The organism is Streptomyces sp. NPDC057271, assembly GCF_042668715.1.
Classification (GTDB): domain Bacteria; phylum Actinomycetota; class Actinomycetes; order Streptomycetales; family Streptomycetaceae; genus Streptomyces.
This window is the reverse complement of sequence record NZ_JBHUYJ010000040.1, coordinates 1-15,122: the sequence shown is the minus strand read 5'-3', so window position 1 is coordinate 15,122 and position 15,122 is coordinate 1. Positions and strand designations below refer to the sequence as shown.

The 15,122-nt window shown below is 72.7% G+C and carries 17 protein-coding genes and 1 pseudogene; 5 read left to right on the top strand and 13 right to left on the bottom strand.

Annotated features, from left to right (window positions below):
- The first annotated feature begins 169 nt into the window (after nt 1–169).
- Nucleotides 170–952, top strand: a complete 783-nt coding sequence (locus ACFUJR_RS19760) for a hypothetical protein (RefSeq protein ID WP_361439249.1) — start codon at nt 170–172, stop codon at nt 950–952.
- A gap of 128 nt (nt 953–1,080) precedes the next feature.
- Nucleotides 1,081–1,395, top strand: coding sequence for a hypothetical protein (locus ACFUJR_RS19755; protein ID WP_383175375.1), 315 nt, complete (start codon nt 1,081–1,083; stop codon nt 1,393–1,395).
- 160 nt (nt 1,396–1,555) lie between these two features.
- Here ACFUJR_RS19755 and der read toward each other — a convergent pair whose 3' ends face one another.
- The 5 genes from der to aroH form a co-directional block, all read right to left on the bottom strand.
- Nucleotides 1,556–3,004 (bottom strand): ribosome biogenesis GTPase Der, encoded by a 1,449-nt coding sequence (der, locus tag ACFUJR_RS19750; RefSeq protein WP_383179237.1) that lies wholly within the window; start codon nt 3,002–3,004, stop codon nt 1,556–1,558.
- A gap of 70 nt (nt 3,005–3,074) precedes the next feature.
- Nucleotides 3,075–3,662: a lysophospholipid acyltransferase family protein gene (locus ACFUJR_RS19745; protein ID WP_383179239.1), complete on the bottom strand. Its 588-nt coding sequence runs from the start codon at nt 3,660–3,662 to the stop codon at nt 3,075–3,077.
- 53 nt (nt 3,663–3,715) lie between these two features.
- Nucleotides 3,716–4,402, bottom strand: a complete 687-nt coding sequence (gene cmk / locus ACFUJR_RS19740; RefSeq protein WP_383179234.1) for a (d)CMP kinase — start codon at nt 4,400–4,402, stop codon at nt 3,716–3,718.
- Between the two features lie 126 nt (nt 4,403–4,528).
- The gene (locus tag ACFUJR_RS19735) at nt 4,529–5,617 is read right to left on the bottom strand and encodes a prephenate dehydrogenase (RefSeq protein WP_383179231.1); all 1,089 of its coding nucleotides are present in this window, start codon (nt 5,615–5,617) and stop codon (nt 4,529–4,531) included.
- Nucleotides 5,614–5,976: a chorismate mutase gene (gene aroH, locus ACFUJR_RS19730; RefSeq protein WP_383179229.1), complete on the bottom strand. Its 363-nt coding sequence runs from the start codon at nt 5,974–5,976 to the stop codon at nt 5,614–5,616. The genes ACFUJR_RS19735 and aroH overlap by 4 nt, the downstream gene beginning before the upstream one ends.
- 263 nt (nt 5,977–6,239) lie before the next feature.
- On the opposite strand from aroH, the gene ACFUJR_RS19725 reads away from it, so the two are divergent.
- From ACFUJR_RS19725 to ACFUJR_RS19715, 3 genes are read left to right on the top strand one after another with little or no spacing between them, the layout of a single operon-like run.
- On the top strand, nt 6,240–6,575 hold the full coding sequence (locus ACFUJR_RS19725) for a DUF952 domain-containing protein (protein WP_383179226.1): 336 nt from the start codon (nt 6,240–6,242) through the stop codon (nt 6,573–6,575).
- A gap of 45 nt (nt 6,576–6,620) precedes the next feature.
- The gene (locus ACFUJR_RS19720; protein WP_383179223.1) at nt 6,621–7,109 is read left to right on the top strand and encodes a Rieske (2Fe-2S) protein; all 489 of its coding nucleotides are present in this window, start codon (nt 6,621–6,623) and stop codon (nt 7,107–7,109) included.
- Nucleotides 7,110–7,119: 10 nt separating this feature from the next.
- Nucleotides 7,120–7,809: a DNA polymerase beta superfamily protein gene (locus ACFUJR_RS19715; RefSeq protein ID WP_383179220.1), complete on the top strand. Its 690-nt coding sequence runs from the start codon at nt 7,120–7,122 to the stop codon at nt 7,807–7,809.
- On the opposite strand, the gene ACFUJR_RS19710 is transcribed toward ACFUJR_RS19715, so the two are convergent.
- The 8 genes and pseudogenes from ACFUJR_RS19710 to ACFUJR_RS19675 all read right to left on the bottom strand — a co-directional run.
- Complete coding sequence (locus tag ACFUJR_RS19710; protein ID WP_383179217.1) at nt 7,795–8,559, bottom strand: DNA polymerase beta superfamily protein; 765 nt, start codon at nt 8,557–8,559, stop codon at nt 7,795–7,797. The genes ACFUJR_RS19715 and ACFUJR_RS19710 overlap by 15 nt on opposite strands.
- Nucleotides 8,560–8,580: 21 nt before the next feature.
- Complete coding sequence (locus ACFUJR_RS19705) at nt 8,581–9,606, bottom strand: ADP-ribosylglycohydrolase family protein (protein ID WP_383179214.1); 1,026 nt, start codon at nt 9,604–9,606, stop codon at nt 8,581–8,583.
- Nucleotides 9,603–10,388, bottom strand: coding sequence for an NUDIX domain-containing protein (locus ACFUJR_RS19700; protein WP_383179211.1), 786 nt, complete (start codon nt 10,386–10,388; stop codon nt 9,603–9,605). The genes ACFUJR_RS19705 and ACFUJR_RS19700 overlap by 4 nt, the downstream gene beginning before the upstream one ends.
- Nucleotides 10,385–11,503, bottom strand: coding sequence for an AAA family ATPase (locus ACFUJR_RS19695; RefSeq protein WP_383179208.1), 1,119 nt, complete (start codon nt 11,501–11,503; stop codon nt 10,385–10,387). The genes ACFUJR_RS19700 and ACFUJR_RS19695 overlap by 4 nt, the downstream gene beginning before the upstream one ends.
- Before the next feature lie 151 nt (nt 11,504–11,654).
- Nucleotides 11,655–12,764, bottom strand: a complete 1,110-nt coding sequence (locus tag ACFUJR_RS19690; protein WP_383172791.1) for a pseudouridine synthase — start codon at nt 12,762–12,764, stop codon at nt 11,655–11,657.
- A complete protein-coding gene (gene scpB, locus ACFUJR_RS19685; protein ID WP_361765382.1) occupies nt 12,764–13,372 on the bottom strand; it encodes an SMC-Scp complex subunit ScpB in 609 nt (202 codons plus the stop codon). The genes ACFUJR_RS19690 and scpB overlap by 1 nt, the downstream gene beginning before the upstream one ends.
- Complete coding sequence (locus ACFUJR_RS19680; RefSeq protein ID WP_383450591.1) at nt 13,369–14,787, bottom strand: segregation and condensation protein A; 1,419 nt, start codon at nt 14,785–14,787, stop codon at nt 13,369–13,371. The genes scpB and ACFUJR_RS19680 overlap by 4 nt, the downstream gene beginning before the upstream one ends.
- Before the next feature lie 46 nt (nt 14,788–14,833).
- Nucleotides 14,834–15,122 (bottom strand): annotated as a pseudogene (locus ACFUJR_RS19675) (hypothetical protein); the annotation flags it as partial.

The following is a 15,122-nucleotide window of genomic DNA, read 5'->3' as shown; positions in this document are numbered from 1 at the left end:
CCCGCAGGTCCCGTGCCGCGCGGGAGGGCGGGCATCACCCACCCGGTCGGAGTCACACAAGTTGCCGCACCCGGACGCGTGACCCCGGCCGAGCCTTCCCCGTTGAACTCGGCATGAGACGAGCCGGGAACCGCCCGGCGTCGCACGCACCGAGTCCAGGGAGTCCCCCGTGCCGCGCATGCTCGACGTCAGCGAGGACGTACGCGCCGAGATCGGCGACGAAGAAGCCGACCGGCTGCTGGCCGGCGACAACGCCCCGGGCAGCTACGACTGCACCTCCTGCCGCACGCCGGGCGACTCCGAGCAGGAGCGCACGAGCACGGTGCTGTTCGTCGGCGAGGAGACCGCTGTCCTGGCGTTCGCCCACGCCAGCTGCATCCCGTCCCAGGTGGTGAAGGTCGCCGAGGAGCAGCTCCAGGGCGCCGTCCGCTCCATCGCGGCCACCGACGCGGCGGACGAGCTGAGCGCCGCCCACCCCGAGCAGGCGGTCCTGGGGGTCACCAGCGGGCTCGTCCTGATCGAGGGCGAGCTGCACCCGGCCCTGGTCGTCGAACCGACCGCGCCGGTCGCCCGCCCGGGCACGGACGGGCTGAGCGACGAGTTCCTGCCGCTCCTGATCGAGCAGGGCTTCCAGCCGATCGCCGACGTGAACCAGAAGCCGGGCACCCTCCCCGGCTGGTCCGTGCTCGTGGCCATGGGCCAGCTGCACTCCGTGCTCCAGCCGGGTACGGGCGGCACCGGCCAGGCCGCCTGGTGGCAGGCGCACCAGCCGCTCCAGGTCACCGAGGGCTGGCGCGCGGCGGCCAACAAGTCGCACACGGTCCTGGTCTTCGCCGCCCCCGTCGGTTCGATCGGCCAGCAGCCGCGCGAGGACCTGCTGCGGGACGCCCTGGAGAAGGCCGCGGCCAACGGGCGTCTGGTAGCAGCCGCGATGCCGCTGGCCGGCACGTGACGGAGCACGGTCGTGCGGGCATAGGACCGGCGTGGGTCCCCGTGGGCCCGACCGTGCCCAGGCCCCGGCGGCCGTCTCTTTCGGAGAGCCGACCGCATCCGACGGAGGGCGGGGTCGTTGGCACGTACGTGCACACATACGACCCAACCCACCAGCCCTATCCGAGTCAGATCCCGTCCATGCGCCCGGCGCAGGACGTCACGTCAGGCCAGTCGGCGACGCCGATCTACGACGCTCTGTACTCGGAGTACCGCCGGTCCTTCCGCACACTGCCGGGTGACCGCAGCGGCGAGGAGGACCTCGGCTTCCGGGCCTTCGGGGCGCCGGTGAGCAGGGGGCTCCACGGGAGCCACGGACACCGGCCTGCCGCGCATCCGGTGGCGTGGTCGGCGCAGCACCACGTTCCGGCCGCCCTCCCGCCGGGCCCCCGCAGGGGCCTGTAGGGGGCCCGCGTATCCCGGGATCTCCCGGAGGGGCGGTGGGGGGGGTGGGGGGGGGGCCGGGGGGGCGGGGGGCTTCGGGGAGGAGGAAACGGAGGGGGGGGGTCGGGAACCCCCCCCCCCGCCCCTCCGCCGTACGCACGCCACGGCACTCATGCCATGGCTACTTCTTGCGGCCTCGCTTCTCGCGGACCCGCACCGAGATGTGGATCGGCGTGCCCTCGAAGCCGAACTCCTCACGCAGGCGGCGCTCGACGAAGCGGCGGTAGCCCGCCTCCAGGAAGCCGGAGGCGAAGAGCACGAACCGGGGCGGCTTGGTGCCCGCCTGCGTACCGAACAGGATGCGGGGCTGCTTGCCGCCGCGGATCGGGTGCGGGTGGGCGGCGACCAGCTCGCCGAGGAAGGCGTTCAGCCGGCCGGTGGGGACACGGGTCTCCCAACCGGCGAGCGCGGTCTCGATGGCCGGGACGAGCTTGTCCATGTGGCGGCCCGTCTTGGCGGAGACGTTGACCCGGGGCGCCCAGGAGACCTGCTGCATCTCGGTCTCGATCTCGCGCTCCAGGTAGTAGCGCCGCTCCTCGTCGAGCTCGTCCCACTTGTTGTAGGCGATGACGAGCGCGCGGCCGGACTCGACCGCCATCGTGATGATGCGCTGGTCCTGGACCGAGATGTTGTCCGTGGTGTCGATCAGGACGACGGCGACCTCGGCCTTCTCGACCGCGGCGGCGGTCCGCAGGGAGGCGTAGTAGTCGGCGCCCTCCTGGAGGTGGACCTTCTTGCGGATACCGGCGGTGTCCACGAACTTCCAGGTCTTGCCGCCGAGCTCGATCAGCTCGTCGACCGGGTCACGGGTGGTGCCCGCCAGCTCGTTGACGACCACGCGGTCCTCGTTGGCGACCTTGTTCAGGAGCGAGGACTTGCCGACGTTCGGGCGGCCGATGAGGGCGATCCGGCGGGGGCCGCCGATCGCGTTGCCGAAGGTCTGCGCGGGGGCCTCGGGAAGGGCCTCCAGGACGGCGTCGAGCATGTCGCCCGTACCGCGGCCGTGCAGCGAGGAGACCGGGTACGGCTCGCCGAGGCCCAGGGACCACAGGGCGGTCGCGTCGGCCTCGCCGGAGGGGCCGTCGACCTTGTTGGCGCAGAGGACGACGGGCTTGCCGGCGCGGCGCAGCAGCTTGACGACGGCCTCGTCGGTGTCGGTGGCGCCGACGGTGGCGTCCACGACGAAGACACAGGCGTCGGCGGCCTCGATGGCGTACTCGGCCTGGGCGGCGACGGAGGCGTCGATGCCGAGGACGTCCTGCTCCCAGCCGCCGGTGTCGACGACCTTGAAGCGGCGTCCGGCCCACTCGGCCTCGTAGGTCACGCGGTCGCGGGTGACGCCGGGCTTGTCCTCGACGACGGCCTCGCGGCGGCCGATGATCCGGTTCACCAGGGTCGACTTGCCGACATTGGGGCGGCCGACGACGGCGAGGACGGGGAGCGGGCCGTGCCCGGCCTCCTCGATCGCGCCTTCGACCTCCTCGATGTCGAAGCCCTCTTCCGCGGCGAGCTCCATGAACTCCGCGTACTCGGCGTCGCCAAGTGCCCCGTGGTCGTGCTGGTCGTTCATGAAGTCCGTTCCTTGATCATTCGTGGTCGGTGGGTCCCCGAGCCCCGGGGCCCACTACTCAGAGTCTCGCTCAGCGCCCGGTGAGGCGCCTGGCGTCCTTCAGGTGGCCGGTCAGCCGCTCCTGAATACGTACGGTGGCGTCGTCCAACGCCTTGCGGGTCCGCCGCCCGCTGCCGTCCCCGGCCTGGAACGCGTCACCGAAGACGACGTCGACACGGCTGCGCAGCGGGGGCAGTGCCTTGACCAACCGTCCGCGGCGCTCGGAACTTCCCAGGACGGCCACCGGAACGATGGGCGCCCCGCTGCGGAGGGCGAAGTAGGCGAGGCCGGCGCGCAGGGAGGCGAAGTCGCCCTCGCCGCGGGTGCCCTCGGGGAAGATCCCGAGGACGCCGCCGTGTTCGAGGACGCCCAGCGCGTTCCCTATCGCGCCTCGGTCGGCCGTGGACCGGTCGACCTTGAGCTGCCCGATGCCCTCCAGGAAGGGTCCGAGCGGCCCGACGAACGCTTCCTTCTTGATCAGGAAGTGCACCGGCCGGGGGGCCGTGCCCATGAGCATGGGTCCGTCGATGTTGTGCGCGTGATTGACGGCGAAGATGACGGGTCCGGTGGCCGGCACGCGCCAGGCACCGAGGACGCGCGGTCTCCACAGGCCGTACATCAGCCCGATGCCGATGCCCCGCCCGACCGCGGCGCCCCTCAGGGAGGGCTGTGTCACTGCGCGGCCGCCCTCTTCTCCTCCACCAGCGTCACGACGCACTCGATGACCTGGTCGAGCGTCAGCTCGGTGGTGTCGACCTCGACCGCGTCGCCGGCCTTGGCGAGCGGGGAGGTCTTACGGCTGGAGTCGGCCGCGTCCCGCTTGATCAGGGCCTGCTGGGTGGCGGCCACGTCGACGCCCTTGAGCTCGCCGGAGCGGCGGGCGGCACGGGCCTCGGGCGAGGCGGTGAGGAAGATCTTGAGGTCGGCGTCGGGGAGGACCGTGGTGCCGATGTCCCGGCCCTCGACGACGATGCCGCCCTTGGCCTCCTTGGCGATGGACCGCTGCAGTTCGGTGATCCGGGCCCGGACCTCGGGGACGGCGCTGACGGCGCTGACCTTGGAGGTGACCTCTTCGGTACGGATCGGTCCGGCGGCGTCGGCGCCGTCCACGGTGATCGTCGGCCGGGCCGGGTCGGTGCCGGAGACGATGAAGGGTTTGGCGGCGGCGTTGGCGACGGCCTCGGCGTCGTCGGTGTCGACGCCGTTGCTGATCATCCACCAGGTGATCGCCCGGTACTGCGCACCGGTGTCCAGGTAGCTCAGCCCCAGCTTGGCGGCGACCGCCTTCGAGGTGCTCGACTTGCCCGTGCCGGAGGGCCCGTCGATGGCTACGATCACGGTTTCCACGGTGGGGAACACCTTCCTGGGGTGAGCGGGTGCGGCCTCGCGGACGTGCGCGGCCTACACAAGGTTACCGAGTCCAGGGAACCCGTTCGGCCGAGCGGTCGCGGACGGTCCCGAGCGCACGGCCGCCCCGGCCCTTCGTCACCCCGTCCTGAGCGCCCAGCCCCGCTCCCTCAGTGCCGCGCCCAGCGTGGGGGCCGCCGCGGGTTCGACCATGAGCTGGACGTGACCGGCCTGCTGCCCGGTCGCGTGCTCGATGCGGACGTCCTCGATGTTGACGCCCGCCCGGTCGGCGTCCGCGAAGATGCGGGCCAGCTCGCCGGGCTGGTCGCTGATGAGGACGGCGACGGTCTCGTACTGCGCCGGCGCCGCGCCGTGCTTGCCCGGGACCCGTGCGCGTCCGGCGTTGCCACGACGCAGGACGTCCTCGACGCCGCTCGTGCCCTCGCGGCGCTTCTCCTCGTCGGTGGACTGGAGCGAGCGCAGTGCCCGGACCGTCTCGTCCAGGTCCGCCGCGACCCCGGAGAGGACGTCAGCGACCGGCCCGGGGTTCGCCGAGAGGATGTCGACCCACATGCGCGGGTCGGAGGCGGCGATCCGCGTGACGTCACGAATGCCCTGCCCACAGAGCCGTACCGCCGTCTCGTCCGCCTCCTCCAGGCGCGCGGCGACCATCGAGGAGACGAGCTGCGGGGTGTGCGAGACGAGCGCGACCGCGCGGTCGTGGGCGTCCGCGTCCATGACGACCGGGACGGCGCGGCAGAGCGCGACCAGCTCCAGGGCCAGGTTCAGGACCTCGGTGTCGGTGTCCCGGGTCGGCGTGAGGACCCAGGGCCGCCCCTCGAAGAGGTCCGCGCTCCCGGCCAGCGGGCCGGAGCGTTCCTTGCCGGACATCGGGTGCGTCCCGATGTACGCGGTGAGGTCGAGCCCCAGCTCCTCCAGCTCCCGCTTCGGGCCGCCCTTGACGCTCGCCACGTCCAGGTAGCCGCGCGCGGCCCGCTCCCGCATGGCCGCGGCCAGCGTGGCGGCCACGTGCGCCGGGGGTACGGCGACGATCACGAGGTCGACGGGTCCCTCGGGCGCCTCGTCCGTGCCGGCGCCGAGCGCCGCCGCCGTACGCGCGCGTGCCGGGTCGTGGTCGCGGAGGTGGACGGCGATGCCGCGCCCGGCGAGCGCGAGCGCGGCCGAGGTGCCGATCAGGCCGGTTCCGATGACGAGCGCGGTTCTCACTGGGCGATGTCCTTGCGCAGGGCGGCCGCGGCACCGAGGTACACATGCGCGATCGCGGACTTGGGCAGCTCCGACTCGACGTGGGCGAGGAGGCGTACGACCCTCGGCATGGCACCCTCGATGTCCAGCTCCTGCGCGCAGATCAGCGGCACGTCGACGATGCCGATCCGGCGGGCGGCCGCGGCCGGGAAGTCGCTGTGCAGGTCGGGCGTGGCCGTGAACCAGATGCTGATCAGGTCGTCGGCGGTGAGCCCGTTGCGTTCCAGGACGGCGGTGAGCAGCTCCTCGACCTGCTCGCTCATGTGTCCGGCCTCGTCCCGTTCCAGCTGGACGGCGCCTCGGACCGCTCGTACCGCCACGTCGTGCTCCTTACCTGACCTGCGAAATCCTGCGAGAGTGCTCCGATCAGCCTAGTCAGCCCGGCGGACCTGCCGTCGCGGCGCCCGCCTTCCGAGACGAGGGGCGCCGCGGGGTCGAATCAGAGCTGCTGCTGCCCGATGATCGCTCCCGCCGTCGTCCCGCCCTTTCGTCCCGTACGAAACACGGTCAATGTCACTCAGACCTGACAGCGTCGCCACTCGGGGTAGTCGGGGGTGCGGGCGGGCGCGGTACAACTGTCGGCATGCTGCTGCACGTCGTACCGCTGGACGAATGGTCCGCCGATCCCGATCGCCCCTACGCCCCGCCCTCGCTGTCCTCCGAGGGCTTCGTCCACTGCTCGCCGGACGAGACGGCGGCCCTGACGGTCGCGGACGCCCACTACCGGGACGTGTACGGTCCGCTCCTCGTCCTGTTCATCGACGAGACCCTGCTGAACGCCGAGGTCCGCTGGGAGGGCTCGGAGGACGTGCTCTTCCCCCACGTCTACGGGCCCGTCGACCGGGCGGCCGTCACGGCGGTCCACGAGGTGCGCCGTGACTCCGACGGCCGTGCGAGGGAGCTGACCCCCTGGGTCTAGGCGTGTTGTGCACCCCGGCCGGGGCGTGCGACCAAGCTGTACGGCATGACTCCTGACACCACGCCCCGCCGTACCGTGCTGATGGCCGGTGCGGGCTCCGTCGCCGCCCTGGCCACCGGCTGCGGCTCCGACGGCGACACGGACGGCGGTACGACCGCCAGTCCGACGGCCCCGGGCACGGAGACCACCGCCGCGCCGACGACGTCGGCGGAGGAGCCCACCAGGTCCCCGACCGCGTCGCGGGCCGAGGACGCGCTCGCGCAGACGTCCGACATCCCGGTCGGCGGCGGCACGATCTTCAAGGAGGAGAAGATCGTCGTCACCCAGCCGACGGCGGACGACTTCAAGGCGTTCTCGGCGATCTGCACCCACCAGGGCTGCACCGTCGCCAAGGTCGAGAACGGCACGATCGACTGCGCGTGCCACGGCTCCAGGTTCCGCATCACGGACGGCTCGGTGGTCAACGGACCGGCCACGCGCCCGCTCCCGGCCGAGGAGATCACCGTCTCGGGGGACTCCATCACCCTCGCGTAGCCTGGCCCGCATGACTTCGGCAGACCTGGTGCGCGACCACACGATCTACTCCTGCGTCATGGGGTCGCGCGCCTTCGGTCTGGAGACCGAGGACAGCGACACCGACCGCCGGGGCGTCTTCCTCGCCCCGACCCCGCTCTTCTGGCGCTTCGACAAGCCGCCGGCGCACGTGGAGGGGCCCGCGGAGGAGCAGTTCAGCTGGGAGCTGGAACGCTTCTGCGAGCTGGCACTGCGCGCGAATCCGAACGTCCTGGAGTGCCTGCACTCCCCCGTGGTCGAGCACATCGACGAGACCGGTCGCGAACTGGTCGCGCTGCGCGAGGCGTTCCTCTCCCGCCAGGCGCACCAGACCTTCGTCCGGTACGCGGGCGGGCAGCGCAGGAAGCTCGACGCGGACGTCCGCCAGTACGGTCACCCGCGCTGGAAACACGCGATGCATCTGCTGCGGCTGCTGATGAGCTGCCGCGACCTGCTGCGCACCGGGGAGCTGACCATCCACGTCGGCACCGACCGCGACCGCCTGCTGGCGGTGAAGCGCGGGGAGGTCCCCTGGGAAGAGGTCGAGTCCTGGATGACCCGCCTCACCGAGGAGGCCGACGCCGCGGCCACCCACTCCCCCCTCCCGGCCGTCCCGGACCACGCGCGCGTCGAGGACTTCCTGATCCGCGCCCGCCGCGCCTCGGCCCTACGCTCCCTCTAGCCGAAGCCGCACGACGAGGTCGTGCAGCCCGTCCAGAGCCCCCGGAGCCTCCGTGCCGAGCGCCGTCGCGGCCTGCGCGGCGTCCAGCCGGCCGTGCAGTGCCTCCACGTCGTCCCGCACGCGCGCCGGGTCGACCTCCGCGGCCCCGTGCTCGGCCGCCGCCTTCGCCTCGATCAGCTCCCCCACGTACGCGGGCGCCTCGGCGACCTCCCCGAGGAGCGTGGGGAGATGCGCCTGGATCTCGCCGGAGCGCATCAGATGGATGCCGGTGAGCAGTGCCCGGAAGGTGTAGAGCAGCGGCTTCAGTTCCCCCGTCTTCTCGAACAGGCGCCACTGCGTCCCGGCGAACCCCCGGTAGTGGTGCGCGTGGTGGCTGGTGAGTACACGCGGCGCCAGCGAGATCAGCTCGGCGTGGGCCTCGGAGGTGTGGACGACGAGCGGGGAGAGAAGTTGCTCCAGCACGTAGCCGTTGCGGCGCAGCATCAGCCGGACGAACTTCCGCACGTCGTGCGTGACCAGGTCCATCTCCACCCCGTCCCGGTCCCACATACGGCTGCGCGTCTCTTCGGGCTCGCGCAGCCCGATCAGGCTCTCCACCGGCAGACGGTGCGCGCCGCGCAGGTCCACGTCCGAGTCACGGGACGGGAACCCGTAGAGATGGGCGCCCGAGACGGTGGCGAAGACCAGGGGGTCGGGCTGCTCGGCGACCACGGTGGCGAGGTCGACTTCGGGCACGGAGGTGACGGTCATGGCGTCAGCTTGCCAGGGTGCTCATGCGTCCCAGAGGGCGCCCAGGGTCAGGAGTTCGCTGCGGTACTCGATCCGCTCCTCCCACGCCTTCGGCCACGCGCTCGCGCCGAGGTGGGCGCCCGCGAAGGCGCCCGTCAGGGAGGCGATCGAGTCCGAGTCGCCGCGCGTGCAGGCGGCGCGGCGGAGGGCCGTGACGGGGTCCTCGGGGAAGAGCAGGAAGCAGAGGAGGCCTGTGGCCAGGGCCTCTTCGGCGATCCAGCCGTCGCCCGTGTACGTGCAGGGGTCGAGTTCCGGATCCGCGGTGCGCTGCACGGCGTGCAGCTTCTCCAGGACGGCCAGGCACTCGTCCCAGCCACGCTCGATGAAGTGCCGGGCGGAGGGGTCCTGGGAGCGGGTCCACAGGTCGCCGAGCCAGCTCTCGCGGTAGACCGACCGGTTCTCGTACGCGTACGAGCGCAGGTGCCCCACCAGGCCGGTCGGGTCGACGCCCTGGGTCAGCAGGTACACCGCACGGGCCGTCAGGTCGGAGGCGGCGAGGGCGGTGGGGTGGCCGTGCGTGAGCGCCGACTGGAGCTGGGCGGCGCCGGACCGCTGTTCCTCGCTCAGTCCGGGCACGAGACCGAGCGGCGCGACGCGCATGTTGGCACCGCAGCCCTTGGAGTGGATCTGGCTGGCCTCCTGCCAGCGACGGTCGCTGTCGAGGAGCTCACAGGCGCGCAGGCACGTGTTGCCCGGCGCCCGGTTGTTCTCCGGAGAGTGGTACCAGTCGACGAACTCCTCGCGGACCGGCCGCGCGAGTCGGAGCGGAGCGAGGACACCCCGGTCCATGGCCGTGCGGATGCCCCGTCCCAGGGCGAGGGTCATCTGCGTGTCGTCCGTGACGTACGCCTTACCGCTCCTCACCGGCAGCTCCATCTGCCGCCACGGGCCGAACTTCGCCAGGATCGACGGCACGTCGTTGAACTCGGTCGGGAAGCCCAGCGCGTCACCGAGCGCCAGCCCGATCAGGGAGCCGGTGGCGGCCTGCTTCGTCGCGTGCATCGTCATGTGGATCGTCCTTCCGGTCGCAGCAACGGCGGGTGGAGGGCCGTGGCCTCGCCCGCCCGGTAGAGAGCGGCCGGTTTCCCCCGTCCGCCGGTGAGGCGCGGTGGTCCTTCCACGGCCTGGACGAAGCCGGGCGTGGCGAGGACCTTGCGCCGGAAGTTGGGGCGGTCGAGTTCGACGCCCCAGACCGTCTCGTACACCTGCCGCAGCTCGCCGATCGTGAACTCCGGCGGGCAGAAGGCGGTGGCGAGGCAGCTGTACTCCAGCTTGGCGCCGACCCGGTCGTGGGCGTCGGCGAGGATCCGGTCGTGGTCGAAGGCGAGGGCGCCGTAAGCGCCTCGCGTCCCGTACGGCATCCAGCTCGCCCGCGCCGCGTCGCCGCCGCCGCGCGGTTCGGGGGCGTCAGGGACGAGCGCGGCGAAGGCGACCGAGACGACCCGCATCCGCGGGTCGCGGTCCGGTTCGCTGTACGTCCGCAGTTGTTCGAGGTGGAGTCCGGCGACGGTGTCCTCGGAGAGACCGGTCTCCTCGGCCAGTTCGCGGCGCGCGGCGGCCTCCGCGGACTCGCGGGGCAGGACGAAGCCGCCGGGCAGCGCCCACGCCCCGAAGTAGGGGTTCCGGCCGCGTTCGACGAGCAGCACGTGGAGCCGTTCCTCGCGGAGGGTGAAGACGGCGAGGTCGACGGCGACGGCGAACGGCTCGAAGGCCGGCGGAGCGAGATGGGGGTCCCCCCGGCCGGGGGCCGGGGGAGGGTCGTAGCCCTCGGGTGCCCGGGGAGGGGTCATCGGCGCTCCGGCATGGGGGTCGAGGGTCCGATCTCCCCACCGAAGGCAGGGGGAGGATCGGCGAGGTTCCAGCCCTCGGCGAGCAGGGCGTCCACGGCGGCGATCGCCGCCGCGAGCCGCTCCTCGTGCGGCCCGGTGAGCACGGCCGTGCGTCGGCCGGTGCGGGAGAGCTGGGTGTGGAAGCGGGCCGTCATCCAGGGCCGCAGATGTTCTCCGTCCCGCAGCCCGTCGTCCTCGCACGCCACGCCCTCGTGGTCGGTCAGCAGCCACAGGTGCTGCCGGCTGTGGGCGGCGATCTCGCCGACCGCGGGGCTGGTGGTGCCCAGGTACCGCTCGTGCCAGATGGTGGTGGCGAAGGCGTCGGTGTCGCAGAAGAGCACCGGAGACCCGGTGCGCGCGGCCGCCTCCTCCAGCTCGGCCTGGCGCAGGGCGATGAGCGGGAAGTCCTCGGAGTGGAAGGTGACGTCCTCCCAGGTGGCCGCGGGCCGCAGGGCCCGGAGTTCGGCGAGCTTGAGTTCGCTGAACTCGCGGCCGTACTCCGGTACGCAGCGGGTGCGGGCCCAGACCCCGCCCCTGGACCGGTAGTGGTCGGTCAGGGCGCGGGCCATGGTGGTGGTGCCGGTGGACTCGGCGCCGAGCACGACCACACGCCGGGCGAGCGCGGCGCGCACGGGTGGTTCGAGGGCGTCCCAGCAGCCGACGGGGTCCTTGCGGACGGCGGTGCCGGAGACGGGGAAGAGCGTACGGTCCGGGTCGACGCAGACGGACTCGGCGCCGAAGCGGCGGGCGAGCTCCTCTCCGTACGACTCCGAGGTGAAGACGGCGTCGACCGGCTCGGGCACCGCGGCCCGGAAGACGGCCATGTGGGCCGCCCACACATCGGGATCGAGGAGGTCGACGGGGATGTCGTCGACGGCGCCCACGACCAGGACGTCGGGGTGGATCTCCCGCATCCAGGCGACGCGGTCCTCCAGGGTCAGGCTCTCCACCGAGGAGGCGCAGACGAGCACGGTGAGGCGCTCGCAGCGGTCGCGGGCGGTGCGGACGAGATGGTGGTGGCCGGCGTGCGGCGGGTAGAACCTGCCGAGGACCAGGCCGTGTCCGTACTGCTTCATGCCGTCGCCTCCACGGGGAGCGCCCGCCTCCTTAAGAGTCATGTTGACTATAAAGGGGGCTGAGGCTGATCCACAAGTACGAACGCGCACGCGAGGAAGCCCGTGACCGCCGGGCGGGCGGTCACGGGCTTCCTCGCGTGAGGCGAGGGCGTTACATGCCGACTTCCTTCATCAGCATGCCGACCTCGGTGTTCGTCAGACGGCGCAGCCAGCCCGACTTCTGGTCGCCGAGACCGATCGGACCGAAGGCCGTGCGGACCAGCTTCTCGACGGGGAAGCCCGCCTCGGCAAGCATGCGGCGCACGATGTGCTTGCGACCCTCGTGCAGCGTGACCTCGACCAGGTAGTTCTTGCCGGTCTGCTCGACGACCCGGAAGTGGTCGGCGCGGGCGTAGCCGTCCTCCAGCTGGATGCCGTCCTTGAGCAGTCGGCCGACCTCACGGGGCAGCGGACCGGTGATGGCGGCCAGGTAGGTCTTCTTCACGCCGTACTTCGGGTGCGTGAGGCGGTGGGCCAGCTCACCGTGGTTGGTGAGGAGGATGATGCCCTCGGTCTCCGTGTCGAGCCGGCCGACGTGGAAGAGCCGGGTCTCGCGGTTGGTGACGTAGTCGCCGAGGCACTGGCGGCCGTCGGGGTCCTCCATCGTGGAGACGACACCGGCCGGCTTGTTCAGCGCGAAGAAGAGGTACGACTGGGTCGCGACGGTCAGGCCGTCGACCTTGATCTCGTCCTTCTCCGGGTCCACACGCATGCCCTGCTCGAGCACGATCTCGCCGTTGACCTCGACCCTGGCCTGCTCGATCAGCTCCTCGCACGCACGGCGCGAGCCCATGCCGGCGCGGGCGAGCACCTTCTGCAGCCGCTCGCCCTCCTGCTCGGCGCCGGGGAAGGTCTTGGGGGTCTTGACCTCCGGCTTGTTCGCGTAACGCTCCCGGTTGCGCTCCTCGGTACGGGCGTCGTACTCACGCGAGCGCGCCGGGGCCGTACGGCCGCCACCGCGCTGCGGCGACTGCTTCGGTCCGCCCTTGGCGCCACCGCGGGCGGCCGCGCCACGGCCCCGCTTGGGGCCGTCGGAGGGGGCACCGGAGCCGCCCACGTCGTACTTGCGCTCCTCGGGGCGCGGATTGCGGGGGCGGCCGCTGCCGCCGCCCTGCCGGTCGTCACGGCTGTTGCCGGCGCCCCGGTAATTGCCGCGGCCACCGCTGTTGCCACCACGGCTCCCGCCGTTGTTTCCGCTGTTCCTGCCGCTGCTGCTTCGCATCAAATGTCCGTCGTCTTGTCGTCTGCGTCTTCGCGATCCGGAAGGTCCGGATCGAACGACGGAACCCCTTCCAGCGTCTCCGCCTCGATCGCGTCCGCCTCGGGGAGGAAGGGCGCGAGCTCCGGGAGCTCGTCCAGGCCGCGCAGGCCCATCCGCTCCAGGAAGTAGTTCGTCGTCCTGTACAGGATCGCACCTGTTTCGGGTTCCGCGCCCGCCTCCTCCACGAGACCGCGCTGGAGGAGGGTGCGCATGACGCCGTCGCAGTTCACTCCGCGGACCGCGGAGACGCGGGAGCGGCTGACGGGCTGGCGGTACGCGACGACGGCGAGGGTCTCCAGGGCCGCCTGGGTGAGGCGGGCCTGCTGCCCGTCGAGAACGAAGGCCTCGACGGCGGCGGCGTGCTCGGGGCGGGAGTAGAAGCGCCAGCCGCCGGCGACCAGGCGCAGCTCGAAGCCGCGGCCCTGGACGGTGTACTCGTCGGCGAGTTCGCGCAGGGCGTCGGCGACCTCGCGCGGGGTCCGTTCCAGGACCTTGGCGAGATGGGCCTCGGTGGCCGGCTCGTCGACGACCATGAGGACGGCTTCGAGGGCGGGCTTGAGGTCGCTCATGCCTTCTCCTCCACGGGTTGATCGAACTCGTCGGTGACCTGGGTCACCTGGTCACCGCCCGTCCAGGTGACGGTCAGCTCGCCGAGGGCGTCGTCCTGGTCGAGGGCGACGGCCTTCTCCCGGTAGAGCTCCAGGAGGGCGAGGAAGCGGGCGACGACGGTGAGGGTGTCGCCGGCGCCGTCGGCGAGCTCGCGGAAGCTGACGCTCCCGCGCTCGCGCAGGAGGGCGACGACGATGCCGGCCTGCTCACGGACGCTGACGAGGGGGGCGTGGATGTGGTCGACGTACACCTGGGGCTTGGCCTTGGGCTGCATGGCCTTCACCGCGAGCTCGGCGAAGCCCTCGGCGCCGATGGAGATGACGACCTCGGGGAGCAGCTCGGCGTGATGGGCCTCCAGGCCGACGGTCCGGGGGTGCCGACGGCCCTCGGTCTCCCACCGCTCGTTGAAGATCTCGGCGATCTGTTTGTACGCGCGGTACTGCAGGAGTCGCGCGAAGAGCAGGTCCCGCGCCTCCAGGAGAGCGAGATCGGCCTCGTCCTCCACCTCGGCGGCGGGCAGCAGCCGGGCGGCCTTGAGGTCGAGCAGCGTGGCGGCGACGACGAGGAACTCGGTGGTCTGATCGAGATCCCAGTCGGGCCCCATGGCGCGGATGTGCGCCATGAACTCGTCGGTGACCTTGGAGAGGGCGACTTCGGTGACGTCGAGCTTGTGCTTGGAGATGAGCTGCAGCAGCAGATCGAAGGGTCCCTCGAAGTTCGCCAACCGAACGGTGAACCGCCCGTCGTCCCCACTCGCGCCGGGAGCGGCGGACCCGATGGCGGGCGCGCCGGGCCCGGAAACGGCGAGCGCGGCCGGCCCGGTCGTTGCGGGAGCGGCCGACCCGGTCGTTGCGGGAGCGGCCGACCCGGTCGTTGCGGGAGCAGCCGGCCCGGTCGCGGCGGGAGCGCCGGGCCCGGCCATCGCGGGCGCGCCGGGACCGGCCATCGCGGGCGCGCCGGGACCGGTGAGCGCCATGCCGGCGCCGTGGGGCGCCCCGGGGCCGGGGGCCGCGCCGGGACCGGTGGCCGGGGCCGGTCCGGCACGGTCGGCGGTGGTGACGGGAGCGCCGGGGTCCGCCGCCGGGGCCGGTCCGGCAGGGTCGGCGGTGGTGACGGGAGCGCCGGGGTCCGCCGCATCGACCGGGCTGCCGGGGTGGGCGGGCCCGCCGGAGTCGGCGGCGGGCTCGACCTCGTCCGTCCGGGGCGGTGCCGGGAGGTGCGGGTGATCCGAGGTCGCCCCGCCCTCCGACGTGGCCCCTGGCGCCGTGGGGTCCGGTTCCCCGGGGGTTCGCGACGCGGGCGCGGCCGTGCCCGGGCCCCGGCCGAGGGCGCGGCGGTGCGGGGGGCGGGACGTTTCGGCAGGGGGTGGCGGCATCGGGGTCCAGGGAGGAGCAAGGGGGCGTGCAGCCCGCAGGCTACCCTCAGCGGCCGCGCAGGCGGCGCACGAGGATGCTCGCGTCGCCCCGGGACTCCAGGTCCGCCAGGACCACCGCGACCGCTTCGCGGACGATCCGGCCGCGGTCCACGGCCAGGCCGTGCTCACCGCGGAGCACCAGCCGGGCGTGCTCCAGGTCCATCAGCTCCTCCGCGGAGACGTAGACCGTGATCTTCTCGTCGTGCCGCTCACGCCCGCTGGGCCGCCTGTCCGGCCACCGGCCACGCCGGCGGGCCGAAGCCGGGGCCGCCGCCGGACCCGGGGCGGCCGGGGAC